Source organism: Mesorhizobium sp. P2_E7 (genome assembly GCF_056403855.1).
The window spans coordinates 1663050-1686631 of the sequence record NZ_JBFUER010000001.1; the positions used below are offsets into that span (position 1 = coordinate 1663050).

General features: G+C 63.3%; 21 protein-coding genes. 5 read left to right on the plus strand and 16 right to left on the minus strand.

The genetic code is table 11. The features are described from left to right. Positions 1–7: 7 nt before the first annotated feature. The 3 genes from secDF to yajC form a co-directional block, all read right to left on the minus strand. Complete coding sequence (gene secDF, locus AC1DYC_RS08495; RefSeq protein WP_477405415.1) at positions 8–2560, minus strand: protein translocase subunit SecDF; 2553 nt, start codon at positions 2558–2560, stop codon at positions 8–10. Positions 2561–2745: 185 nt separating this feature from the next. Then, positions 2746–3846 carry a SecDF P1 head subdomain-containing protein gene (locus AC1DYC_RS08500; protein ID WP_477405417.1) on the minus strand — a complete coding sequence of 367 codons (1101 nt, stop codon included), beginning with the start codon at positions 3844–3846 and terminating at the stop codon, positions 2746–2748. 55 nt (positions 3847–3901) lie between these two features. Next, positions 3902–4249, minus strand: coding sequence for a preprotein translocase subunit YajC (gene yajC / locus AC1DYC_RS08505; protein WP_112564772.1), 348 nt, complete (start codon positions 4247–4249; stop codon positions 3902–3904). A 270-nt stretch (positions 4250–4519) separates the two neighbouring features. Here yajC and AC1DYC_RS08510 point away from each other — a divergent pair, with 270 nt between their 5' ends. Then, on the plus strand, positions 4520–5395 hold the full coding sequence (locus tag AC1DYC_RS08510) for an ATP-binding protein (protein WP_477308093.1): 876 nt from the start codon (positions 4520–4522) through the stop codon (positions 5393–5395). 146 nt (positions 5396–5541) lie between these two features. Here AC1DYC_RS08510 and AC1DYC_RS08515 read toward each other — a convergent pair whose 3' ends face one another. The 13 genes from AC1DYC_RS08515 to AC1DYC_RS08575 all read right to left on the minus strand — a co-directional run bounded on the left by AC1DYC_RS08515 (position 5542) and on the right by AC1DYC_RS08575 (position 21394). Beyond that, on the minus strand, positions 5542–7035 hold the full coding sequence (locus AC1DYC_RS08515) for a peptidoglycan DD-metalloendopeptidase family protein (RefSeq protein ID WP_477405419.1): 1494 nt from the start codon (positions 7033–7035) through the stop codon (positions 5542–5544). 117 nt (positions 7036–7152) lie between these two features. Then, positions 7153–7806, minus strand: a complete 654-nt coding sequence (locus AC1DYC_RS08520; protein WP_477405421.1) for a protein-L-isoaspartate(D-aspartate) O-methyltransferase — start codon at positions 7804–7806, stop codon at positions 7153–7155. Positions 7807–7836: 30 nt separating this feature from the next. Continuing rightward, positions 7837–8595: a 5'/3'-nucleotidase SurE gene (surE, locus tag AC1DYC_RS08525; RefSeq protein WP_477405423.1), complete on the minus strand. Its 759-nt coding sequence runs from the start codon at positions 8593–8595 to the stop codon at positions 7837–7839. Further along, positions 8595–9899, minus strand: a complete 1305-nt coding sequence (gene serS, locus AC1DYC_RS08530; protein ID WP_477405425.1) for a serine--tRNA ligase — start codon at positions 9897–9899, stop codon at positions 8595–8597. Before serS ends, surE begins: the two co-directional genes overlap by 1 nt. Before the next feature lie 116 nt (positions 9900–10015). Continuing rightward, on the minus strand, positions 10016–10891 hold the full coding sequence (tatC, locus tag AC1DYC_RS08535; protein WP_477401452.1) for a twin-arginine translocase subunit TatC: 876 nt from the start codon (positions 10889–10891) through the stop codon (positions 10016–10018). After that, positions 10888–11631 (minus strand): Sec-independent protein translocase protein TatB, encoded by a 744-nt coding sequence (gene tatB, locus AC1DYC_RS08540; RefSeq protein ID WP_477405427.1) that lies wholly within the window; start codon positions 11629–11631, stop codon positions 10888–10890. Before tatB ends, tatC begins: the two co-directional genes overlap by 4 nt. A 29-nt stretch (positions 11632–11660) precedes the next feature. Beyond that, positions 11661–11882 carry a twin-arginine translocase TatA/TatE family subunit gene (locus AC1DYC_RS08545; protein WP_023681650.1) on the minus strand — a complete coding sequence of 74 codons (222 nt, stop codon included), beginning with the start codon at positions 11880–11882 and terminating at the stop codon, positions 11661–11663. A gap of 180 nt (positions 11883–12062) precedes the next feature. Beyond that, positions 12063–12836, minus strand: coding sequence for an SMC-Scp complex subunit ScpB (gene scpB / locus AC1DYC_RS08550; RefSeq protein ID WP_477405429.1), 774 nt, complete (start codon positions 12834–12836; stop codon positions 12063–12065). Then, a complete protein-coding gene (locus tag AC1DYC_RS08555) occupies positions 12833–13636 on the minus strand; it encodes a segregation and condensation protein A (protein ID WP_477408217.1) in 804 nt (267 codons plus the stop codon). The genes scpB and AC1DYC_RS08555 overlap by 4 nt, the downstream gene beginning before the upstream one ends. 61 nt (positions 13637–13697) lie before the next feature. After that, positions 13698–14717, minus strand: a complete 1020-nt coding sequence (gene nagZ, locus AC1DYC_RS08560; protein WP_477405431.1) for a beta-N-acetylhexosaminidase — start codon at positions 14715–14717, stop codon at positions 13698–13700. A 134-nt stretch (positions 14718–14851) separates the two neighbouring features. Then, positions 14852–18250, minus strand: coding sequence for an SPOR domain-containing protein (locus AC1DYC_RS08565; RefSeq protein WP_477405433.1), 3399 nt, complete (start codon positions 18248–18250; stop codon positions 14852–14854). Positions 18251–18353: 103 nt separating this feature from the next. Further along, on the minus strand, positions 18354–20117 hold the full coding sequence (gene argS / locus AC1DYC_RS08570; RefSeq protein WP_477405435.1) for an arginine--tRNA ligase: 1764 nt from the start codon (positions 20115–20117) through the stop codon (positions 18354–18356). 62 nt (positions 20118–20179) lie between these two features. Then, positions 20180–21394 (minus strand): deoxyguanosinetriphosphate triphosphohydrolase, encoded by a 1215-nt coding sequence (locus AC1DYC_RS08575; protein WP_477405437.1) that lies wholly within the window; start codon positions 21392–21394, stop codon positions 20180–20182. Positions 21395–21470: 76 nt separating this feature from the next. Between AC1DYC_RS08575 and erpA the strand changes: the two genes are divergently transcribed. From erpA to AC1DYC_RS08595, 4 genes are all read left to right on the plus strand, one after another. Further along, positions 21471–21818 (plus strand): iron-sulfur cluster insertion protein ErpA, encoded by a 348-nt coding sequence (erpA, locus tag AC1DYC_RS08580; RefSeq protein WP_142865088.1) that lies wholly within the window; start codon positions 21471–21473, stop codon positions 21816–21818. A gap of 4 nt (positions 21819–21822) precedes the next feature. Further along, entirely contained in the window at positions 21823–22215 is a 393-nt protein-coding gene (locus AC1DYC_RS08585; RefSeq protein ID WP_477308070.1) for a VOC family protein, read from the plus strand. An 8-nt stretch (positions 22216–22223) separates the two neighbouring features. Continuing rightward, on the plus strand, positions 22224–23018 hold the full coding sequence (gene xth, locus AC1DYC_RS08590; protein ID WP_477308068.1) for an exodeoxyribonuclease III: 795 nt from the start codon (positions 22224–22226) through the stop codon (positions 23016–23018). Positions 23019–23086: 68 nt separating this feature from the next. Further along, entirely contained in the window at positions 23087–23386 is a 300-nt protein-coding gene (locus tag AC1DYC_RS08595) for a hypothetical protein (protein WP_477405439.1), read from the plus strand. The last annotated feature ends 196 nt before the right edge of the window (positions 23387–23582 follow it).

Sequence of the window (23582 nt, forward strand, 5' to 3'; positions counted from 1 at the left end):
GCGGCCGTCAGGTCGCCACGGCCTTGCCGCCACCCACCGGCTTTTCCTCGTCGGCGGTCGTGGCCTGCGGCCGCAACCTGAACAGGATCAGCAAGGGTGCTGCAATAAAGATCGACGAGTAGGTGCCGAAGACGACACCGAACAGCATCGCCATGGTGAACGAACGGATCACTTCGCCGCCGAACAGCACCAGCGCCAGCAGCGCCAGGATCGTCGTCACCGAGGTCAGCGTCGTTCTCGACAGCGTCTCGTTGATGGCGTTGTTCAAGAGTTGCGGCAGCGGCATTTTCTTGTATTTCCGCAAATCTTCTCGAACGCGGTCATAGACGACGATCGTGTCGTTGAGCGAATAGCCGATGATGGTCAGGATTGCCGCCAGCGACGACTGGTTGAACTCGAGCCCGGTGATGACGAAGAAGCCCAGCGTCATCACCACATCGTGCACCGTGGCCACGATGGCCCCGACCGCGAATTGCCATTCGAAGCGGAACCAGACATAGACCAGGATGCCGATCAGCGCGATCAGCATGGCGATGGTGCCTTGCTTGGCCAATTCGCCCGAAACGGTGGGACCCACCACTTCGACGCGGCGGAAATCATAAGTGTCCTGCAGTTCGCCGCGCACCTTGTCGATGACGGTCTGCTCGGCGTTCTCGCCGCCCTCCTGGGTGCCGACACGGATCAGCACGTCGTTCGGTGCGCCGAACTGCTGCACCTGCACTTCACCGATGTTGAGCTCTGACAACCGGCTTCTGATATCGCCGATGTCGGCGCCGCCTTGCTTGGACTGCACCTCGATGATCGAACCGCCCTTGAAGTCGATGCCGTAGTTGATATCGACGGTCAGGAACAGCACCACCGACAGGACCGACAGCAGGCTGGACAGCGCGAACGTCCAACGCCGGATGCCCATGAACGGAATCTTCGTGCCAGGCGGAATGAAGGTCACCGGTGCCCGCGGCAATTCCTTCGGACGCGCGCGGCGCAGCCAGATCGACACCAGCAGGCGGGTGAAGGTGAAGGCGGTGAACACCGTGGTCAGGATGCCGATGGCGTAGGTGATGGCAAAGCCCTTGACCGGCCCGGTGCCGAGATAAAACAGCACCACCGTGGCGATCAGCGACGTCACGTTGGAATCGACGATGGTCGCCAAGGCTTTGGTGAAGCCGGTATCGATCGCCTGGATCACCGAGCGTCCGGCGCGTCGCTCCTCACGAATGCGTTCATAGATCAGAACGTTGGAATCGACCGCCATGCCGATGGTCAGCACGATACCGGCAATGCCGGGCAAGGTCAGCGTCGCGCCCAGCAGCGACAACAGACCGACGATCATCGCCACGTGTACGGCCAGCGCAATGTTGGCGAGGAAGCCGAGGAAGCCGTAGGCGACGAACATGAAGGCGACGACGAGAATGGAGCCAATAATGCCGGCGACCTTGCCGGCATGGATCGAATCCTGGCCGAGACCCGGGCCGACGGTGCGTTCTTCGATCACGGTCAGCTTTGCCGGCAGCGCGCCGGCGCGCAGCAACACTGCGAGGTCGTTGGCGCTTTCGGCGGTGAAATTGCCGGAAATCTGGCCGCTGCCGCCGAGGATCGGCTCGCGGATCACCGGCGCCGAAATCACCTGATTGTCGAGGATGATGGCGAACGGCTTGCCGACATTCTGCTGCGTCGCCTGGCCGAACCGGGTCGCGCCGCGCGAATTGAAGGTGAACGCAACCACCGGCTCGTTGTTCTGCGAGTTGTAGGTTGCCGTCGCCTTGGCGAGATCTTCGCCCGAAACGATGACGCGGTTTTCGACCAGATAGGGAACCGGCGGATCGTCCTGCGAGTAAAGCACCGAGGAGCCGGCCGGCGGGCGGCCATTCAGCGCATCCTGCACCGACATCGAAGTGTCGACCATCTGGAAGGTCATCTTGGCGGTCTGGCCGATGATCTCCTTCAGCCTTTGCGGATCCTGCAGGCCAGGCACCTGGACCAGCACACGGTCGTCGCCCTGCCGCTGCACGATCGGCTCGGTGGTGCCGAGTTCGTTGACGCGGCGCTCGACGACTTCGATCGACTGCGCCAATGCGGCCGAGGTGCGGTATTTGACGCCGGCATCGGTGACGGTGAACTTGAGCACGCCGGCTTCGGAATCATCCAGCGACATTTCCTGGATGGAACCACCGGTGAACAGGCCGGCGGCGACCGGATCGGTCAGCGGCTTAAGCGCCGTCTTTGCGGCATCGATCTGATTGGGATCCGTTATGCGCACCTGCACGGTTTTGCCGGTACCGCCAAGGCCGGTATAGCCCACCTTCGCGTCGCGCAGCAGTGTGCGGATTTCGTCGCGCGTCGTTTCCAGCTGCGCCTTGACCAGATCGTTCTGGTCCATCTGCAAGAGGATGTGCGAGCCGCCCTGCAGGTCGAGACCCAGCGTCATCTGCCGCTTCGGCACCCAGCTTGGCAGCTGGGCCAATGTGCTGGCGGGGAAAAGGTTGGGCGCGGCAAGGATGAACGTGGCGGCCACGGCCAGCCAGATCAGGATCATCTTCAGGCGCGAAAAATACAGCATATGGCGTCGTCCGTCAGGGCATACTGGCGGATCGTTCCGCCGACAATTCGGTTATTTCTTGGCGTTGTTATTTGCCACCGGCTCGCCCTTACCCTGCACATCGTTGATTGTCGAGCGCGCTAAGGTCAATTCGGCGCTGCGACCGGGGTCGCACCGGGCGCCAATCGCCTTCGCCGGTTTCCATTCTAATTCTGAACGCCGCCGGGCGCTATCGTTCGTACCTCGACTATTTTCAGCTTTGCCGGCATGGGGCCCGAGCGCAGGAGCAGAGCAAGATCGTCGGCGCTCTCCTTAGTGAAGTTGCCCGATATCTGACCGGTGCCGCCCAGGATCGGTTCACGGATGATGGGAGCCGAAAGCACCTGATTGTCGAGGATTATCGCAAACGGCTTGCCGACATTCTGTGAGGTCGCCTCAGCAAAACGCGTCTTACCCTTGGCGTCGAAGGCGAACGATACAACCGGCTCGTTCATGGCCGAGTTGTAGGTTGCCTGGGCATTGACGATGTTGTCGCCGGAAACAATGACGCGATTTTCGACCAGATACGGAACCGGCGGATCGTCCTGCGAATAAAGCACCGAGGAGCCTGCCGGCGGACGGCCACTGAGAGCGTCCTGTACCGGCATCGTCGTATCGACCATCTGCAAGGTCAAATTGCCGGGCTGCCCCAGAATGTCGGTAAGCCGAGCCGGCGTCTGCAAGCCAGGCACCTGAACCAGGAGGCGGTCACTGCCCTGGGGCTTTAAGATCGGTTCAACGCCGATGCCGTCGCTGACCCGGCGTTCGACAACTTCCAACGATTGCGCCAACGCCATCGACGTCCGCAGCTTCACCCCCTCATCCGTCAGCGTGAACCTGAGCAGTCCTGGTTCCGGCTCATCAAGCAGCATCTCCTTGACCGGATTATCCCCGGCGACCGGATCGGTAAATATCTTCAGGGCTTTCTTGGCGGCATCGACTTGTGCTGGATCTCTAATCTCGAGATGTGCCTCGCGGCCCGACTGACCAAGCCCCTTATAGCCAACTCGAGCGTCGCGCAGCAGCGTGCGAATGTCGGCAAGCACCGTCTCGAGACGAGACTTGATCAGATCGTCCTTCTCCACCTCGAGCAGCAACTGCGAGCCGCCCAGTTGCTCGAAGCTCGCGTGCCGCTTCGGCAGCCAGGCAAGAAGATCGTCGAGCGTGCCGTCCGGCTTCAGGGAGCGCGCGCCGAGCAGCACGCCAAACACCACCACGACCGCAACCGCCAGCCAGATCAGGATCTTCGTAAGGCGCGAAAACCGCATATGGCGTTGCCCGTTGCTGGTTTACCCTGCCCTAAAATCCGGTTCTGTTCTGGACTTACTTCTTCGCGTTCTGGTTGGCCACCGGCTCGCCCTTGACCCGCACATCGGCGATCGTCGAGCGCAGCGCCGTCACCTTGGTGCCGCCGCCGAGGTCGATCTCGAGCTCATGGTCGTCGATCACCTTGGTGACCTTGCCGACAAAGCCGCCGCCGGTGATGACCGTGTCGCCACGGCGCACCGCCGAGAGCATCTCCTGGCGCTTCTTCAGCTGCGCGCGCTGCGGCCGGATGATGAGGAAATACATGATCACGAAGATCAGCACGAACGGGAGTATCATGCCGATATCCCCGAACGGACCAAGCGGAGTTCCGGTGGCTTGGGCGTATGCCGGTGTGACGAACATCAAGAACTCCTGGTTACGAAGAAGGCCACAAGGCGGCCTCGCCAAATTTGGCCGGAATATAGTGGGTAAAGTTGCCAATGCAACTGGACGGCCCGGCTTTCGGCTGCTTTTCCGACCGGTTGACCCGTGTTAGAGCATGCACCCGGATAGCGGGCGTGGTTTTTGCAAAAGATCATGCTCAAACAAAAGCTTGGAACCAGTTTCTATCACCCGGAACAGGACGATGTCCGCCCCTGCGCACGTTTTCAGAACAAAACAAAAGACCGAGACATGACCGACAGCACCATCGAGGCCCTGAACGAGAAGCTCGACCGCCTGATCGAGGCGGTCACCCGCCTCGCCCCGCCGCCGGTGCCGCAGACCGATCTTGCCGTGGCCGACTGCTTCGTCTGGCAGGCCGATCCCGGCTATCTCGAGCCGGTGCGCAAGGTCAATCGGGTCGACATCGGCCTGATCCGCGGCGTCGACCGGGTGCGCGACATTCTGGTTGAAAACACCGAGCGCTTCGCCGCCGGCCACGCCGCCAACAACGTGTTGCTGTGGGGCGCGCGCGGCATGGGCAAGTCATCGCTGGTCAAAGCGGTGCATGCCGAGATCAATGCCAAGGCCAAATCCGACCTGCCGCTGAAGCTGATCGAGATCCACCGCGAGGACATCGACACGCTGCCCAGGCTGATGGGCCAGTTGAAGGCGGCGCCCTTCCGCATCATCCTGTTTTGCGACGACCTCTCCTTCGACCATGACGACACGTCCTACAAGTCGCTGAAGGCTGCCCTTGAAGGCGGCGTCGAGGGCCGCCCGGCCAATGTCATCTTCTACGCCACCTCGAACCGCCGGCACCTGTTGCCGCGCGACATGATCGACAATGAGCGCTCGACCGCCATCAACCCGTCCGAGGCGGTCGAGGAAAAGGTCTCGCTGTCCGACCGTTTCGGCCTGTGGCTCGGCTTCCACAAATGTTCGCAGGACGAATATCTCGACATGATCAATGGCTATGCCAGCCATCACGGGCTGGAGATCGACCCTGAGCAGCTGCGCGCCGAGGCGCTCGAATGGGCGACGACGCGCGGCAGCCGCTCCGGCCGCGTCGCCTGGCAGTTCACCCAGGATCTGGCGGGACGGCTCGGCAAGCCGCTCAACGACTGATGTCCGACCATGATCCCGACAAGTGGAAGCCGGTTTTCGGATAAGATCATGGTCAAACAAACAACTGAAAAAGCCCGCCCTTTGGCAGGGCGGGCTGAGCCGGCGGGCCGGACTGGAGGTCAGACGGCCTGCGATCGTTTATTGTTCTATTCGAGATAGCCGGACGGATCGACCGGGGCCGAGTTCTTGCGCACTTCGAAGTGCAGTTTCGGCGAGTCGGTGGTGCCGCTCATGCCCGACAACGCGATTTCCTGGCCGCGCTTGACCTTCTGGCCGCGCTGCACCTCGATCGAACTGGCGTGGCCATAGACGGTGACCAGCCCGTTCTCGTGGCGCACCAGCACCGTGTTGCCGAATTCCTTGAGGCCGTCGCCGGCATAAATGACGACGCCATTCTCGGCCGCCTTGACCGGCGTGCCTTCCGGCACCGCGATGTCGACACCGTCCTTGCCGCCACCAAAGCTGGAGATGACACGGCCGCGGACCGGCCAGCGCATCTTGCCGATGCCGGTGGCATCCGGCGCAACAGCGTCGTCGTCCTCGGCCTGCTGGATTACCTTGGCGTCCTTCTTCGGCGGTGTGTAGGTCGCGAGCGTCTCCGTCGGCTTTGCCGCCGGCTGGGTGGTGGCCGTCGTCACCGGATCAACCTTTGCCGGCTTGACGCTGGCGACGGTCGCAGTGCCACCGGCCGGAACCTTCAGCGTCTGGCCAATCTTGAGCAGACCGTCCTTCATGCCATTCGCCTGCTTCAGCGCGACGACGCCGACGCCGGTCTTGCGTGCGATGGAGGACATGGTGTCGCCCGACTGCACGGTATAGGTGCCCGCACCCGCCTTGGGCGTGGCCGCAGCCGTCTGCTGTGCCGGCTTGTCGGTCTTCGGCTTGTTCGCGGCGGCCGAAGCGTCGACCTGCGCGGCGGATTTGCCGTCTTTGACTTTTGGCTGCTGCGGCAGCACGGCGACCTTCTCCGGCGCCGGCGCCTTGGGGCTGTTCGCCGGCTTGCCGTCGGCGACCTTCGGCTCGGTGCCTTTGCTCGAATAGGCATAGGCCGGGATGACCAGCTTCTGGCCGGTCTTCAGCCCCTTGGTGGCGCTCAAGCCGTTGACCTTCATGATCACATCGGCCGGCACGTGATAGCGCTGGGCGATGCCGGAAATGGTCTCGCCGTCCCTGACGACGATCTCGGTGGCATGCGGCGTGCCTGCAGCGGCCGGTCTCGGATCGGACTCACCAGCATTCTTGAACGGCCTTGCCGGCTGAACGGTGCCGGTCGTCATCGTCCTGTCGACATGCGGTGCCGGTGCAAGCGCCGGTGCCGAAGCGGTGCGCATCGGCGCCGCCGCAGGCTGGCTTGGCGGCGGCAGCTGCTGGACGGTGACCGGCTCCAGGCTGGAGCGGCTGACCGACTGGGTGTGGCTGCCATCGACGGGTGCTGCCGAAACGTCGCCCGGATAGGGCTGCGCGGTGCTCTGCTTGTCGATGATGGCGCGCTGATTGTTGGTCGAGGAGGTGAAGACGTCGTCTACACCGTTGAACCGCGAGGCCTGGGAGCTACACCCCGCAGCCACGCCGGCTAGCATGAGGACAGCGCAACCCCGCGACAGAGTACGCCCGTTTGCCTTCAAAACACTGAATTGCATCGCACTAACCCGCACAGACCCGGTACACACTGGTCATGATTAAAGCGCGTTAATGTTACTGGCGGGTTAACCCATTAGAATCCGACGCAAATTTTCTTAAAATATTCGAGCGTGCTGCTAGATCACAGCCGCGACACTGCGCAGGATCGGTTGCAGGCGCACGGTTCCGATATCCTCGCGCTCGAAACGGCTGCCGACCTTGGTCAGCTTGGCCAGCACCTGCTCGCCCTCTTCCGGCCCGATCGGCGCGATGACGATGCCGCCGCTCGACAGCTGGTCGAGCAGGAAACGCGGCAGGCTGTCGAATGCCGCCCAGGCGACGATCCGGTCGAACGGCCCTTCATTGGCAAGCCCGTTGGAACCGTCCGCCTGGCGCACGACGACATTGCCGATGCCGAGCGCCTCGAAGCGCTGCTTCGCCTGCTCGGTCAGCGTCTTGTAGCGGTCGATCGAGACGACCCGCGCCGCCAGCCGCGACATCACCGCCGCCGTGTAGCCGGACCCCGTGCCGATCTCGAGCACCCGGTTGCCAGACTCTATCGCCAACGATGCGATCACCGCCGCCTGCAGGTCGGCGCCCTCGATCGCCTCGCCGCATTCGATCGGCAGCATGCCGTCCGACCACGCAATCGAGTGGTACTGGCCGTTGAGGAAGCCGCGCCGCGGCGTCGCCTCGAAGGCGGCGATCAGCGCCTTCGGCACCGCGCCCTGACCGCGCAGGCGCAGCAGGAAAGCAGCAAAACCCTCGCGGTCGTCGAGCGGCAGGTTCATGCCAACACCTTGTTCATGCCAAAACCTTGTCTATGCGAGTGCCTTGGTCAGTTGATCGCGGATTTCATGCGCGGTGAGGTCGAGCTGAAGCGGCGTCACCGACACCAGCCGGTTGCGCAAGGCATGGAGGTCGGTGCCTTCTCTGCCTTCGACCGGCTCGCGGCCGAAGCGCAGCCAGTAATAAGGCAGGCCGCGCCCGTCGCGGCGCTCGTCGACCCACAGGCTGTGCACCAGCTTGCCTTGCGAAGTGACCACCGTGCCGGCGACCTCATCGGGCAAACAGTTCGGAAAATTCACGTTGAGCAGGACGCCGTCCGGCAGCGGCATGGCGACGAGCTTTTTCAGCAGCGCCGGCGCCAGCGTCTCGGTGGTCTCGTACGGAACGACACGGTCCTCGCCGACATAGGAATAGCCTTGGCTGAGCGCGATCGAACGGATGCCGAGCAGCGCGCCTTCCATGGCGCCTGCCACGGTGCCGGAATAGGTGACGTCGTCGGCGATGTTGGCGCCGGAATTGACGCCAGACAGGATAAGGTCCGGCGGCTCGGGCAGTATCTTCTTCACGCCCATGATGACGCAGTCGGTCGGCGTGCCGCGCACGGCAAAATGCTTCTCGCCGATCTTCCTCAGACGCAGCGGCTCCGAGATCGACAGCGAGTGCGCATAGCCGGACTGGTCCTGCTCCGGCGCCACCACCCAGACATCGTCCGACAGCGTGCGGGCGATGCGTTCGAGCGACGCCAGGCCCTCGGCGTGGATGCCGTCATCATTGGTCAGAAGAATGCGCATTATTTCGATTCGATCTTCGCCAGACCACCCATGTAAGGCCGCAGCACTTCAGGAATGGTTACGCTGCCATCCTCATTCTGGTAGTTTTCGATGACAGCAATAAGAGCGCGGCCGACGGCAGTGCCCGAACCGTTCAGAGTGTGCACGAAGCGGTTGCCCTTGCCGTCCCTGTCCTTGTAGCGGGCGTCCATGCGCCGGGCCTGGAAATCGCCGCAGACCGAGCAGGACGAGATCTCGCGATAGGCGTTCTGCCCGGGCAGCCAGACCTCGATGTCACAGGTCTTGCGCGCGCCAAACCCCATGTCGCCGGTGCACAGCACCATGGTGCGGAACGGCAGTTCCAGCCGCTTCAGCACTTCCTCGGCGCATTGCGTCATCCGCTCATGCTCGGCGAGCGAAGATTCCTGGTCGGTGATCGAGACCAGTTCGACCTTGTAAAACTGGTGCTGGCGCAGCATGCCGCGTGTGTCACGCCCGGCCGAGCCGGCCTCCGAGCGGAAGCACGGCGTCAGCGCGGTATAGCGCAATGGCAGTTTCTCATGCGCCGTGATCTCCTCGCGCACCAGATTGGTGAGCGGCACTTCGGCGGTCGGAATCAGGCCCAGCCGGCCGTCGCCATGCGGCGTGAAGAACAGATCGTCCTCGAATTTCGGCAGCTGGTTGGTGCCGAACAGGACCTCGTCCTTGACCATCAGCGGCGGGATGATTTCCTCATAACCGTGCTCGGTCGTGTGCAAATCGAGCATGAACTGGCCGATGGCGCGCTCCATGCGTGCCAGCCCGCTCTTCAGCACGGTGAAGCGCGAGCCCGACAGCCTTGCCGCCCGCTCGAAATCCATCATGCCGAGCGCTTCGCCGATCTCGAAATGCTCTTTCACCCAGTTCGGCCGCGTCGGCACCTTGCCGACAATATGCCTGACGACATTGTCGTGCTCGTCCTTGCCGACCGGCACGTCGTCGAGCGGCACGTTGGGCAGCACCGCCAGCGCGTCGTTCAGCGCCTTGTCGAGTTCGCGCTCGCGCGCCTCGCCATTCTGGATGAAGGTCTTGATGTCGCCGACTTCGGCCTTGAGCTTTTCAGCAAGCGCTGCGTCGCCCGAACGCATGGCGTTGCCGATCTCTTTCGAGGCGGCGTTGCGGCGTTCCTGCTTGGTCTGCAATTCGGTGACGTGCTCGCGCCGCGCCTCGTCTTTGGCGATCAGATCGTCGACCGTGGACTGCGCCTCGTCAGCCGACCACGAGCGCTTGGCCAGCGCCTCGACAAGGGCCTTCGGGTTGTCGCGAATCCATTTGATATCGAGCATGTTGGTTCGTCCTCAAGCTAGGCCAGAGGGCGTAAACCGCATCCTTGATCGATGCAAGACGAGCGTTCAGCGACTGCCGCGTTTTTCCGCAGGCGCAGCCGCCCAAGGCTTGCCGTCTATGAAGAAGCCTGCGTTGAAGATGCCTTCGCTGCCTTTTCGGCAACAGCTTCGGCAGCTTCTTGCTTCTCGCGCGCCAGCTTCTGCTTGACCTGGTCGCGCTCGATCAGCCGTGCCGCCCAGATTGAAACTTCGTAGAGCAGGATGGTCGGGATGGCCAAACCGATCTGGCTCATCGGATCGGGCGGCGTCAGCACGGCCGCGACGACGAAAGCGATGACGATCGCCCATTTGCGCTTTTCGGCCAGCGCCTTCGACGACAACATGCCGACGCGCGTCATCAGGCTGGTCACCACCGGCAGCTGGAACACCAGGCCGAAGGAAAAAATCAGCGTCATGATCAGGCTGAGATATTCAGACACTTTCGGCAGCAGCGAGATCTGCACCTGGTCGTCGGTGCCGGCCTGCTGCATGGCCAGGAAGAACCACATCACCATCGGCGTGAAGAAGAAATAAACCAGCGACGCGCCCATCAGGAACAGGATCGGCGAAGCGATGAGGAACGGCAGGAAGGCGTTGCGTTCGTTCTTGTAGAGGCCGGGCGCGATGAATTTGTAGATCTGCGTGGCGATCAGCGGAAAGGCGATGACCATGCCGCCGAACATGGCTAGCTTGACCTGCGTGAAGAAGAATTCCTGCGGCGCCGTATAGATCAGCTCGACCTTGTGCGGATCGAGTCCCGCCCATTGCGTCGCCCATTTGAACGGGACGACCAAAAGGTTGAACAGCTTCTTGGCGAAGAAGAAGCAGACGAGGAAGGCAACGAAGAAACCGCCGATCGACCAGATCAGCCGCCGGCGCAGTTCGATCAGATGCTCCATCAGCGGAGCCGACGACTTCTCGATCTCGTCCTTTTCGCTGTCCGTAATGCTCACTTGGCGGCTCCGGCCGTCTTCTTGGGCGCAGGCTTTTTGGCCGGCGCAGGCTTCGGGTCAGCCTTTATAGCTGCCTTTGGTGCAGCAGCTGATTTGGCGGCTTTTGCCGGCGCCACCTTGGCGGGCGCTGCTGACGGCTTAGCCGAAGCCTTGGCCGCAGGTGTCGCCTTTGTCGGGGTCGCCTTGGCCGCCGTCTTGGTTGCCGGGGCGCTGGCTTGCTTGGATGCCACTGCCTTCTTCGCAGCCGCTTTTTGCGGCGCTGCCGTTGCAGCAGCCGGTGTCACCACTGATTCATCAGTCATGGCCGGAAAGATCGGCGCTAGCGGGGCAGCGTCCGGCGCACCCACACCGGGCATCACCGTCGCGCCGTTCTTGAGCGGCTCCACTGCCTGCGGCGTCTCTGCCGCCGGTGTTGAGGGATCGTCGGCCGGCTTCGGCTTCATCACCGCATCGACGCCGGAGCGCACATCGGCTGCCGCCTGCTCGAACGGATTGAGCTGCTTGCGGATCTCGGCTGCCGGGTTGAGGCTTCTGAGCGTATCGACCGACTTCTTGACGTCGTCGAGTTCGGCTTCCTTCAGCGCCTCGTTGAATTGCTTCTGGAAGTCGGCGGCCATGGCGCGCAGCTTCGCCGTCGTGCGGCCGAAGGTGCGCAGCATATTTGGCAAATCCTTGGGCCCGACGACCACGATCATGACGATCGCGATCACCAGCATTTCGGTCCAGCCGACTTCAAACATGGCAATCTGTTCCGACTAGAACCTTGGGCTCAGCTCTTGCTGGCCTTTTCCTTCACGGCCGAAACGGTCTCGTCGGGGCGGTGCTCGACTGTGCGCTTGTCTTCGGCGGTGTCGTCGTCAGCCATGCCCTTCTTGAAGCTCTTGATGCCCTTGGCCATGTCGCCCATCAGCTCAGGAATCTTGCCGCGGCCGAACACCAGCAGCACGATCACCAGCACGATCATCCAGTGCCAAATCGAAAATGAACCCATTGTAACTCTCTCTCGAATGTTTTCCCTGGCGATGATCTATGCGTTTTCGCGTTGGGATTCAAACACAACAGCGACAAAGTTTATGAAGGCGTGGCTTATGTCACGCATTTTCGGCAATGCGGCCCGCTACCAATCGGCGCATCTACAGTAGGAAAGCGGCTTTTCGACAGCGGCCTGCGGTCAATCTTCCGTGACGCGCGGTGTCAGCAGGCCGAGTTCCTCAAGGTCGATGTCGGTCAGCGCGTCCTCGTCCTCGGTCAGCGCATCCGGATCGGCCGGCGGCAGCGGGATGGCGAAGTTCGACGGCATGCGACCAGAAAGCAGCCCCGCCCCCTTCAATTCGTCCATGCCGGGAAGATCGCGGATCTCCTCCAGCGCAAAATGGTCGAGGAAGCTATCCGTCGTGCCATAAGTGACCGGACGGCCGGGCGTGCGGCGGCGGCCGCGCATCCGCACCCATTCCGTCTCGAGCAGCGTGTCGAGCGTGCCCTTCGACGTCTCGACGCCTCTGATGTCTTCGATTTCGGCGCGCGTCACCGGCTGGTGGTAGGCGATGATCGCCAGCACTTCGAGCGCCGCGCGTGAAAGCTTGCGCTGCTGGACGGTGTCGCGGCTCATCAGGAAGGCGAGATCGCCAGCGGTGCGGAACGCCCAGGCGTCGCCGACCCGGACCAGATTGACGCCCCGCCGCGCATAGATCTGCTGCAGCTCGGCCATGGCAGCGGCGATGTTGATGCCGTCGGGCAGTCTGGCTGCGAGCTGCTTTTCGCTGACCGGCTCGGCGCTGGCGAAAACGATCGCCTCGGCCATGCGTATGGCTTCCGCCATATGAAGCCGCTCGCCCGGATTCATGGGCGAATTCTGGGTCTCGGTCGGGTCCTGGGCGATAATGCCCTCCTCCGTCTCGTCTTCGACCTTGAACGGAATGACCGAAGCATTGGCGCGTTCGCTCATGATGCCACCTCGACTGCGTTGATTGCCGGTTCCCGGTGGTCGCGCAGGTAGATCGGCGCAAACGCCTGGTCCTGCCGCACATCGATCTCGCGCTCACGCACCATTTCCAGTGTCGCGGCGAACGAACTGGCGATGGCGGTGCGCCGCTCTTCCGGGCTATTCATATAGTTGATCAGGAAGCTGTCGAGCGTCGTCCAGTCGCGCATAGAGCCGACCAGCCGGGCCAGGATGTTGCGCGCATCCTTGAGCGACCACACGCCGCGACGCGCAATCGTCACATTGGTGATCGCCTGTTTCTGCCGCTGCTGGGCATAGGCAGTGAGCAGATCGTAGAGCGAAGCCGAATAGGCATTGCGCTTCTCGACGATGACCATTTCGGGCATGCCGCGGGCGAACACGTCGCGGCCGAGCCGATTGCGGTTAACCAGCCGCGCCGAGGCGTCGCGCATGGCCTCCAGCCGCTTCAGCCGGAACTGCAGCACCGCCGCCAATTCCTCGCCGCTTTCGCCTTCCTCGCCGGGCTGCTTGGGGATCAAAAGCTTCGACTTGAGGAAGGCCAGCCACGCCGCCATCACCAGATAATCGGCGGCAAGCTCAAGCCTGAGCGCCCTCGCCGTCTCGACAAAGGTCAGATACTGCTCGACAAGCGCCAGGATGGAAATGCGCGCCAGATCGACCTTCTGGGTGCGAGCAAGGTGCAGCAGGAGGTCGAGCGGACCTTCGAAACCGGCGACATCGACGACCAGCGACGGATCGCCGGTGACGCGTGAATCGTCGTTCTCGGCCCACAGACGGTCCATCGGTGCGGCCTTCGCAGCCTTGCTGTCCAATGTTTCCGCCACTTGCCCTTGTGTCTCCTGTCTAGGCCACCACGTCGAAATAGGTGGCAAACTCGGCGCGTATCTCGGTTTCGTCGGCCCGGTCGCGATCCCTTATATAGGTCAACGCCCGCTTGGCGCGTTCCAGCGATGTACCTTCAAGTCCTGTGGTTCGCGATGCGATGCCCGCCATCTCTTCGAAAACGCCATTGCAGTGAAGGACCAGATCGCAGCCCGCCGCAAGGATCGAGGCCGCCTTTGTCGGGAAATCCCCAGAAAGTGCCTTCATCGAAGTGTCGTCGCTCATCAGGAGCCCGTCGAAGCCGATTTCGCGGCGGATGATCTCGTCGATGACCTTGCCCGACGTGGTCGCCGGGTTGTTCGGATCGATGGCGCTGTAGACGACATGCGCCGTCATCGCCATCGGCAGATGGCTAAGCTCCCGGAACGGGGCGAAATCATGCCGCTGCAGGTCGCTCAGCGACGCATCGACCACAGGCAGTTCGAAATGCGTGTCGGCAAAGGCGCGTCCATGGCCCGGAATGTGCTTCATCACTGGCAGCACGCCGCCCGACATCAGCCCTTCCGCCGCCGCGCGGCCAAGTTCGATGACCGGGCGTGGCTCCTTGCCATAGGCGCGCGCGCCGATGACGTCGCTGGCGCCCTCGATCGGCACGTCCAGCACCGGCAGGCAATCGGCCGAGATGCCGTAACGCAAAAGGTCGAAAGCATGCAGCCGCGCCATCAGCCAGGCGGCGCGGGTGCCGGCGTCATGGTCCTTGCGCCACAATGCGCCAAGCGCGCCGCCGGCCGGATAGTTCGGCGCGAGCGGCGGCCGCAGGCGCTGCACCCGTCCACCTTCCTGGTCGATGAACACCAGGGCATCGGGACGCCCGATGCAGTCGCGCATTTCGGCGACCAGATCGCGGATCTGCTCGGTCTCGCCGATGTTGCGCGCAAACAGGATGAAGCCCCACGGGCATTCATTGCGATAGAAGCGGATTTCGTCGCGAGTGAGCGATTTCCCGGCACAGCCGAGGATCATGGATTTTGATTCGGTCATCCCGTCAGTTTAGGGCTTCGCGCCACCAAAGGGAATCACCCCGGGCGTCAAGCGCCCGAACCGCTTGTCTGTCCACATGAAAAAGCCGGCGCACCCCCTTGGGAACGCGCCGGCTTTGATGGGTTGGACAGGTCTTAGCGCGATACGAAGCAGTTGCCGCCGGCAGCCTTGTAGCTGGTGCACAGATTGATCGCATCGTTGCGCGACTGCGCCGGGACGCGGACACGGTAGAAGGTGCCCTTGCCGGCGATCTCCGCCTTGACGATGTTGGCTGTGCGGCCGGCCAGCACATTGCCGTAGCGGCGCTGCAGGTCGGCATAGTTGGCCTGGGCGCTTTCGACCGTCGGCTGCGAAGCGATCTGCATCGACCACGAACCGCCGCCTGATGTCGAAGCCGTCGCCGGAATGGAGGCAACCTGGTCGGGCTTGACCTCGCCGACCACGTCGACCGGCTGGTCGGATGGGCGCTGCGGCGCCACGGCAACGGTCTCCGGTGTGTTGGCGGACTGGGTCTCAACCTTCGGCGCGGCCACCGGCTTCACCGGCTTGACCGGCTTGGCGGTCTCGGCAGTTGCCTGGTCGCTGTTCGCCTGATCGGTGGCGGGCGCCACGGTACCGGTCTGCTCGGCATCGGCTGAAGGGGCGACGTGCTGCGGCGCCGGATCGGTTGGCTCGGCAGCCGCAATCTGCGGCGGGGCCGGCGCCGGATCCTCGCGTGCCACCAGCGAGCCGTCGGGCTTGACCACCATGGTGCGCACCTTGCGCGGGGCAACGGCGACCGTATCGGGGTTCTTGTCGGCTTCCTGCAAGACCTGCGCGATGCGGTCCTCGGACTTGGGTGCCGGCGCCACGGCTGCTTCCGGATTGCCGGCAGCGTCGGGGTTGCCGGCGGGATCAGTGCCTGGGGCAGCGTCGGTCTCGTCGGGCGACAGATCGACGACACGGCTTTCCGGCTCCTGTGCCTTCACGTCGACCGGCTCTTCGGTATTGGTGACCAGCTTCTCCTGCACCGGCTCGGCCGGCTTGGTGCCCTTGGCCACCGCGTCATAGACCTTGTTGTCCTGGTTCGGCACAACGGCGCCGCCCGGATTTTCCGGCTTGACCTTGATCGGGGTGTTGTCAGCCTTGACGATTACGGGAGCGTCGCTGCCGCCCTTGCCGCCAAAGGACAAGGCAAAGGCGCCGAGGCCCCCGATAACAGCCACAGCACCGACGACCGCCGCGATAAACAGGCCGCTCCGGCGCGGCTTTGCGGTTTCCTGCTCGGCCAGGCCCGGCACCGCCATCGCCTCGTCGAGATCCGGGTCGTAGTCGAGTTCGTCAACGGCGAAATCGTCGGCCCGCGAAACCGGCTGGCTGCCGGGCAGCTCGTCCATGTCGAAGCCGCCAGCAGCCCCGGCGTAGGCATTCTGCGTCGCCGCAAGTACTTCGGCCGGCCGCGCCGCATAGGCGCGCTGGTCGAGCTCATGACCCGAACTGAAGCCTGAACTGTAGGATTCGTCGTCATAGGCGGCGCTGCGCGTGGCCGCAGGCGGCGGCGCCGCTTCCACCGCGTTCATGTCGGTGAGCAGGCCCGCGAATTCGGCGTCTATGTCGTCATAGGCCGCCGGCTCGTCTTCCTGGAAGTTGAGTTCGGGAATATCGAGGTCGTCGGCGATGGCCACGACACGCTCCGGCACATCGACCGTCTCGACATCGGGCATCTCGTCATAGGCCTGAGGCGGCGCCTGGTGCGTCGGCGCCGGCGCCACATAGGCGGCCGCTGCGGCCGGCTGATCGCGATAGGTCGGCGCTGCTGCCGCAGGCATGGAAGGCGTTGCTGCAAAGGTAGGTTGCGGCTGCGCTGCAAAAGAAGGTTGCGGCTGCACCGCAAAGGAAGGCTGGGCGGGGGTCGGGGTCACGCGGCTCCACGAACGCGCCGGCTCCGGCGGCGTCGAGCGCCAATCACCAGTCACCGGTGCCGCTGTGTCGTCATCACCGAGATCGATGCCCTTGGCCAGGGCCGCATCGAAGGCATGATCATCGAACTCGATCTCGGGCTCATGACCGTCGAGTTCGCCCGCAAGCAGATCACCGAAATCGGCATCGTTCTGGGCCGCGGCGGCTTGAGGAGCCTGCGCCGGCGCGTGTTCGTCCAGGTCCCAGTCGAGATTGTCTGCAGGAGCCGCCGGCGCCGCAGCGGACCGCTGCACCGGTACGACAGGCTCATAGGCCCGGGTGGGCTCGATGGTCCTGGTGGGTTCAATGACTGGGGCCGGCCTTGGCGTGGTCATCGCGCCAAGCAGCGCGTTGAGTTCATCTTCCAATGTCCGTTCGTCAGCAGCCGGCGCGGCCGGGGTCGCCACAACGGTGGGCGCGACATAGGCAGGGGCGGCCGGAGCTGGCTGTACCGCAACTGGCTGTACCGGAGCTGGCTGCACCGGGGCGGCCGCCATCTCGGCAATCGGCTCGTGTTCGGCATCCGCGTCATCGATGCTCAGATCGAAATCGTCGAATGCTTCGTGCGCGGCCTCTTCGTGCACGGCCTCATGGGAGGGGCTGGCCTCGACGGTCCAGGCGGGCGCCTCATCGGCCTCCGGCGCATCGATTTCAACCGGCGCGCTGGCCTCCAGATCGCGATCTTCCGGATCCACGGCTTCAACAGGCTGAGCTTCGAAAGCCTGGGGCTCGAAATCCTGGCCAGCGAGATCCTGGGCAGCGAAATCCATGTCGACATCGGCCATCGCGTCGTCGAAATGGCCTGCGAAATCCTCGTCGGCAACAGCGTGGTCGCCGGCATCGGCGACCTCGGTTGCCGGAGCGGCATACTGGTCCTGCGCCGGCACATGGCTGTCCAGCGTCAGCTCATCTTCCAGCGACAGCGAGACGGCATTGTCGAAATCATCGTCGAAGGCGACGTCGTCGGCAGGCGCGGCAACCTCGGCGACACCAGCCCCATGGGCGACGGTCGCGTCGTCATCGAGCAGCAATCCGCGATCGAGCGAAGCGGCAAGCTCGTCGTCCATCGGCAGGTCGTCGTCGAGCGGCGACACGTTTTCCAGCGAACTGGCGACAGCCACGTCGAAATCGTCATCGAATGCAGGTTCGTCGAATGCGGGCTCGGCAAACGAAGGTTCGGCGACTCGCGCCAAAGCCTGCGGGGGAGCGCCAAAATCATGATCGGCGGCATCGTCGAACACGAAATCATGGTCGAGCGAAGCGGCAAGCGCATCGTCCATCGCGGCATCAGTGGTTTCGAAAGCCGGCTCGCGAATCTCGGCGGCAGGCTCATAAACCTCGGCAGCGGGCTGGTAGAGCTCGGCAACAGGCTGGCTCACTTCCACGGAAGCAGCGTCATCGCCGAGTTCGCCCATCAACTCCTTCTCGAGGTCGATGTCGAAATCGCCCTCGTCCGCAGCCTTCGGGGCGACTGGCGCCTGTGGCTTAACCGGCTGGCGCGGATCGAAACCCATGATCCTGGTCAGTTCCGCGAACGGATCATCCTCGGCGATGTCGTTGTTGTCGGCTGCTCTCAGCTGGGTTCTGTCTGCCATTATTGTTCCCGAACTCGCACTCATTCGGACGCCATGGACGTCGCGTAGGGTTGGCCCTTACCAGCGCAATGTGGGCAAATGGTGACAGGTGTTTTAGTCAAACCTAACGCATTTCGGTGGGCGCATCAGCCCCAATCAGCGTCAGGCCGGAGGTCAAAACATCCGAAACAGCCTGCACCAGCCCTAGTCTGGCATGCGTCAATTGTCGGTCGTTAACCTTAACAAAACGTAAGTCGGAATTCTCGGTGCCCCGATTCCAGTGGCCATGAAAGCTGGAGGCCAGATCGTAGAGGTAGAATGCCAGCCTGTGCGGCTCCAGCGCAAGGGCCGCGGATTCGATCAGGCGGGGATATTCAGCCAGCTTCCGGATCAGCCCAATCTCGCCCTCGTCGGTCAGCGACGCCGAAGCGGCGGCCAGGCTCTTGCGGTCGAAATTCGCCTCGCCCAGCTGCTCGCTCGCCTGCCGGAACACAGAATGGCAGCGCGCCGAGGCGTACTGCACGTAGAACACCGGGTTATCCTTGGATTGTTCGGTGACCTTGGCGAAGTCGAAGTCGAGCGGCGCATCGCTCTTGCGATAGAGCATCATGAAGCGGATTGCGTCGCGCCCGACCTCCTCCACCACTTCGCGCAGCGTGACGAAGTCGCCCGACCGCTTCGACATCCGCACCGGTTCGCCGTCGCGAAACAGCTTCACCAGATTGCACAGCAGTACGGTCAGCTGGAGCTTCAGATCATCGCCCGCAATCGCTCGCGCCAGCGCTTCCAGCCGCTTGACATAGCCGCCATGGTCGGCGCCCAGCACATAGATCAGGTCGACGAAGCCGCGATCGACCTTGTCCTTGAGATAGGCGACGTCGGCGGCGAAATAGGTGAACGAGCCGTCGGACTTGACCAGCGCGCGATCCATGTCGTCGCCGACCGCGGTCGACCGAAACAAAGTCTGTTCGCGATCTTCCCAGTCGTCCGGCTTTTCGCCCTTGGGCGGCGGCAGCTTGCCCTTGTAGATATGGCCCTTCAACGTCAGATCGTTGATTGCCGAACGGATCTTCTTGGCATTGTCGGCATGCAGCGTGCGCTCGGAAAAGAACACGTCATGATGCACGTTGAGCAGCGCCAGATCGGCGCGGATCATCGCCATCATGGCGTCGATGGTGCGGTCCTTGACGATGGCCAGCGCCTCGTCGTCCGGCATCTGCAGCAGCTTGCGGCCAAATTCAGCGACCAGCGCCTCGCCGACCGGAACCAGATAATCGCCGGGGTAGAGACCGGACGGTATCTCGCCGATGTCGTCGCCCAGCGCTTCGCGGTAGCGCAGGAAGGCAGAGCGACCGAGCACGTCGATCTGCGAGCCGGCGTCGTTGATGATGTATTCCTTGGTGACGTCGTAGCCGGCGAAGGCCATCAGATTCGCCAGCGTGTCGCCGACCACTGCGCCCCGGCAATGGCCGACATGCATCGGCCCGGTCGGGTTGGCCGAGACATACTCGACATTGGTCTTGCGGCCGCCACCGATGTTGGAACGGCCATAGTTGCGGCCCTCGCCGAGCAGCGCGGTCAGATGCGCCTGCCAGAAAGCGTCCTTGAGCCTGAGATTGACGAAGCCGGGGCCGGCGACGTCGGCTGCGGCGACATCGGCGTCGCTGCGCAGCACTTCCACCAGCCTCTCGGCCAGTGCGCGCGGGTTCTGCCCCGTGGGCTTGGCCAGGACCATCGCCGCATTGGTGGCGAGATCGCCATGGCTGGCGTCGCGGGGCGGCTCCACGGCGATGCGCGACAGGTCAGGCGAAACGCCGTTACTGTCTTTCAAATCAAGCGCTTCGACGGCTTTTGTGATTCGCGCGCTGAAATCGGCGAAGATGTTCATGGGTCTTGCTCTGGCGGACTGTGCAGGAGAACCGGCTCATTGGCCGGCAAATCGCGCTCGCCCTAGCTTAAATCGGGCGTGTGGTCAAACAAACGGCGGTGTTCCTTCAAGGCGTAGGTGTCCGTCATCCCCGCCAGGAAATCGGCAACGCTGCGCGCCTTGATGCGGTCTTCGGCCCGGTCGAGCCCTTCGCGCCAGCCATCCGGCATGGCGCGCGGATCGGCGAAGTAGACGTCGAACAGGTCGCGCACGATCTGCTCGGCATCGCCACGCACGCGCATCACCTCGTCATGCCGGTAGAGATGTTTGTAGAGAAACGCCTTCAATTCTTTCTCGGTCGCCGCCATCCCGGCTGAAAACGTCACCATCGTCTCGCCCGCCGCCCGCACCGCTTCGGCGCTGTCGGGCTTGATGCGCGCTAGATTGGCGGTGGTCGAAACGATGACGTCCTCAACCATCATCGTGATCTGACGGCGCATCAGCTCATGGCCGGTGCGTACGTCGTCAAGGCCCGGGTAGCGGGCGCGCACGCTTTCCAGAATGGATCCCGGCAGCGCGACCGTTTCGAGCATGTCCAGCGTCAGGAAGCCGGAGCGCAAGCCGTCGTCTATGTCATGGGTGTTATAGGCGATGTCGTCGGCGATCGCCGCGCACTGCGCCTCGATGCCGGCGTAGCGGTCAAGTTCGAGGTCGTGCAGCTCGGAATAGTCGCGGATCGCCTGCGGCACCGGGCCCTTCAGGCCTTTACCCTTGGTGTCGGTCAGCGGGCCATTGTGCTTGACCAGGCCTTCCAGCGTTTCCCAGGTCAGGTTCAGCCCGTCGAACTCGGCATAGCGCCGCTCCAGCCGCGTTACCACGCGCAGCGACTGCGCATTGTGGTCGAAGCCGCCCCATTGGGACATCCGCTCGTTCAGGGCATCCTCGCCGGTATGGCCGAACGGCGTGTGGCCGAAATCGTGCACCAGGGCGACCGCCTCGGCCAGATCCTCGTCGCCGCGCAAGGCCCGCGCCAAAGCGCGCGCAATCTGCGCCACCTCGATCGAATGCGTCAGCCTGGTGCGATAGTGGTCACCCTCATGCGCCACGAACACCTGCGTCTTGTGCTTCAGCCGGCGGAAGGCGGTGGAATGGATGATACGGTCGCGGTCGCGCTGGAACGGCGTGCGCGTCGGGCTCTCGACCTCGTCATAGAGCCGCCCGCGCGACTTGGCGGGATCGCTGGCATAGGCCGCGCGCGGCCGATAGCCGAACCCAATGTCGCCAAGCTCATTTGTCATGGCTGATGCCGCCGCAGTTGACTTGCCCCTTCCCGCTTCATACCTATCATGTGAAACCGAAAGCAAGGTGACGCCCATGGGCGCTGATGCCAAGACTGCCATGAAAGTCGAGATGACCGACTCCGCCGCCAGGCGGATCGCGAAAATCGTCTCTGGCGAAGCCGGCAAGACGGCGCTGCGCGTTTCCGTCGAAGGCGGCGGTTGCTCCGGCTTTTCCTACAAGTTCGACCTGGTCGACACCCGCAATGACGACGACGTCGCCATCGAGAAGGACGGCGCCACCGTGCTGATCGACGATTTGTCGCTGGTCTATATGGGCGGCTCGGTGATCGACTTCGTCGACGATCTGATGGGTCAGTCGTTCCAGATCCGCAACCCCAATGCAGTCGCCTCCTGCGGCTGCGGCACCAGTTTCTCCATCTAACGATATGTCTGCGGTCGGCGCGGTCCGTCAGGTCGCGCTGTCGGCCGGGCGCGATCTCGACGTCACGCTGGCCTTCTGGCGCGACGTGCTCGGTCTCAGCGTTCACGCCCGCTACGACCCGCCCGGCATCGCCTTCATCATGGCCGGCCCTGTGCGCCTGCTGTTCACCGACGGCGTGCCGGCCGGCACCGTCTATCTCGACATAGCGGGGCTCGAAGCCTTCCATGCCGAGGCGAAAGCATCCGGCGTTCCCTTCACCGCGCCGCCCGCGCTTGTCCATCGCGATACCGAAGGCACGTTCGGTCCAGCGGGGGAAAGCGAGTGGATGGCCTTTCTAAAGGACCCGGCAGGCAATACGATCGGGCTTGTCGAACGTCTCCCGCCCGAACATCCATGAGGCCGCCCATGAAAATCGTCACCTGGAACATCAACGGCGTTCGCGCCCGCATCGGCAACCTCACCCATTGGCTGACCGAGAGCCAACCCGACATCGTCTGCCTGCAGGAAATCAAGACGGTCGACGAACAGTTCCCACGCGCCGAGATCGAGGCGCTGGGCTACAATGTCGAAACCCATGGCCAGAAAGGTTTTAACGGCGTCGCTTTGCTGTCGAAGCTGCCTTTCGACGAGGTCACCAGGGGCCTGCCCGGCGACGACACGGACGAACAGGCGCGCTTCATTGAGGGCGTGTTCTCCACCGACAAGGGCGCGCTGCGCGTCGCCTCGCTCTATTTGCCCAACGGCAACCCGATCGATGACGACAAGAAGTTCCCGTACAAACTGTCCTGGATGGAGCGGCTGCACCGCTGGGCGGAGCAGCGCCTGCTTTTGGAAGAGGCGCTGGTGCTGGCCGGCGACTACAATGTCATCCCTGAACCGATCGATGCGCGCTTCCCCGAGAACTGGCTGGGCGACGCGCTGTTCCAGCCGCAGACGCGGCAGGCTTTCCGCCGGCTGAAGAATCTCGGCTTCACCGAGGCGGTGCGCGCCGTCACCGACGCGGCCGATGTCTACACCTTCTGGGATTACCAGGCCGGCGCCTGGCAGAAGAACAACGGCATCCGCATCGACCATCTGCTGTTGTCGCCCGAAGCGGCCAATCGTTTTTCCTCGGCCTCGATCGAAAAACACGTGCGCGCCTGGGAAAAACCGTCCGACCACGTGCCGGTGGCGATCGATCTTGCCTTGCTGCCGGCCTGATATCAGCCCAAACCCTGATATCGCCACAATCGCGCCGTTGATTTGGAAATCAGCATGGCTGGGGTTCCATGACTATACGATTCCTTCTTTGTCCGATCGGCCTGGCATTTGCCATGGTCGCCCCTGCAGCGGCTCTTGCCGATCAGGAGTGCCTGGCCAACGGCAAGTCCTACCAGCTGGGCCAGGTCGCTTGCCTGACGGTTTCCGACCAGAGCCATATGGCTCGCTGCGACCTGGTGCTCAACAACACCTCATGGACGAAGATCGGCGACACCTGCCCCGACAGCACGATGAAGCCGCACCTGCACGTCACGCCGATCTCGGTGCCGGCACACAACGCGGTGCCGGCGGAGCCAGTCGCGAACTGATCGGTGAGGGCTGATCTCCCCCCTTATGGGGGAGATGGCCGGCAGGCCAGAGGGGGGCGCGAAGGATCGCGACCTCTCAATCAACCTATGAAGTGCGAGAATTATCTAGCCGAAATTGGTGCCTTGTAGGCTCGACAGCCCGATAGGCCGGAGGGACAGCGCCCCCTCTGCCCTGCCGGGCATCTCCCCCACAAGG

Coding starts and splice junctions, on each gene's coding strand:
- secDF (WP_477405415.1), bottom strand. CDS start 2,560: ATGCTGTATTTTTCGCGCCTGAAGATGATCCTGATCTGGCTGGCCGTG.
- AC1DYC_RS08500 (WP_477405417.1), bottom strand. CDS start 3,846: ATGCGGTTTTCGCGCCTTACGAAGATCCTGATCTGGCTGGCGGTTGCG.
- yajC (WP_112564772.1), bottom strand. CDS start 4,249: ATGTTCGTCACACCGGCATACGCCCAAGCCACCGGAACTCCGCTTGGT.
- AC1DYC_RS08510 (WP_477308093.1), top strand. CDS start 4,520: ATGACCGACAGCACCATCGAGGCCCTGAACGAGAAGCTCGACCGCCTG.
- AC1DYC_RS08515 (WP_477405419.1), bottom strand. CDS start 7,035: ATGCAATTCAGTGTTTTGAAGGCAAACGGGCGTACTCTGTCGCGGGGT.
- AC1DYC_RS08520 (WP_477405421.1), bottom strand. CDS start 7,806: ATGAACCTGCCGCTCGACGACCGCGAGGGTTTTGCTGCTTTCCTGCTG.
- surE (WP_477405423.1), bottom strand. CDS start 8,595: ATGCGCATTCTTCTGACCAATGATGACGGCATCCACGCCGAGGGCCTG.
- serS (WP_477405425.1), bottom strand. CDS start 9,899: ATGCTCGATATCAAATGGATTCGCGACAACCCGAAGGCCCTTGTCGAG.
- tatB (WP_477405427.1), bottom strand. CDS start 11,631: ATGTTTGAAGTCGGCTGGACCGAAATGCTGGTGATCGCGATCGTCATG.
- AC1DYC_RS08545 (WP_023681650.1), bottom strand. CDS start 11,882: ATGGGTTCATTTTCGATTTGGCACTGGATGATCGTGCTGGTGATCGTG.
- scpB (WP_477405429.1), bottom strand. CDS start 12,836: ATGAGCGAACGCGCCAATGCTTCGGTCATTCCGTTCAAGGTCGAAGAC.
- AC1DYC_RS08555 (WP_477408217.1), bottom strand. CDS start 13,636: ATGGACCGTCTGTGGGCCGAGAACGACGATTCACGCGTCACCGGCGAT.
- nagZ (WP_477405431.1), bottom strand. CDS start 14,717: ATGACCGAATCAAAATCCATGATCCTCGGCTGTGCCGGGAAATCGCTC.
- AC1DYC_RS08565 (WP_477405433.1), bottom strand. CDS start 18,250: ATGGCAGACAGAACCCAGCTGAGAGCAGCCGACAACAACGACATCGCC.
- argS (WP_477405435.1), bottom strand. CDS start 20,117: ATGAACATCTTCGCCGATTTCAGCGCGCGAATCACAAAAGCCGTCGAA.
- AC1DYC_RS08575 (WP_477405437.1), bottom strand. CDS start 21,394: ATGACAAATGAGCTTGGCGACATTGGGTTCGGCTATCGGCCGCGCGCG.
- erpA (WP_142865088.1), top strand. CDS start 21,471: ATGGGCGCTGATGCCAAGACTGCCATGAAAGTCGAGATGACCGACTCC.
- AC1DYC_RS08585 (WP_477308070.1), top strand. CDS start 21,823: ATGTCTGCGGTCGGCGCGGTCCGTCAGGTCGCGCTGTCGGCCGGGCGC.
- xth (WP_477308068.1), top strand. CDS start 22,224: ATGAAAATCGTCACCTGGAACATCAACGGCGTTCGCGCCCGCATCGGC.
- AC1DYC_RS08595 (WP_477405439.1), top strand. CDS start 23,087: ATGACTATACGATTCCTTCTTTGTCCGATCGGCCTGGCATTTGCCATG.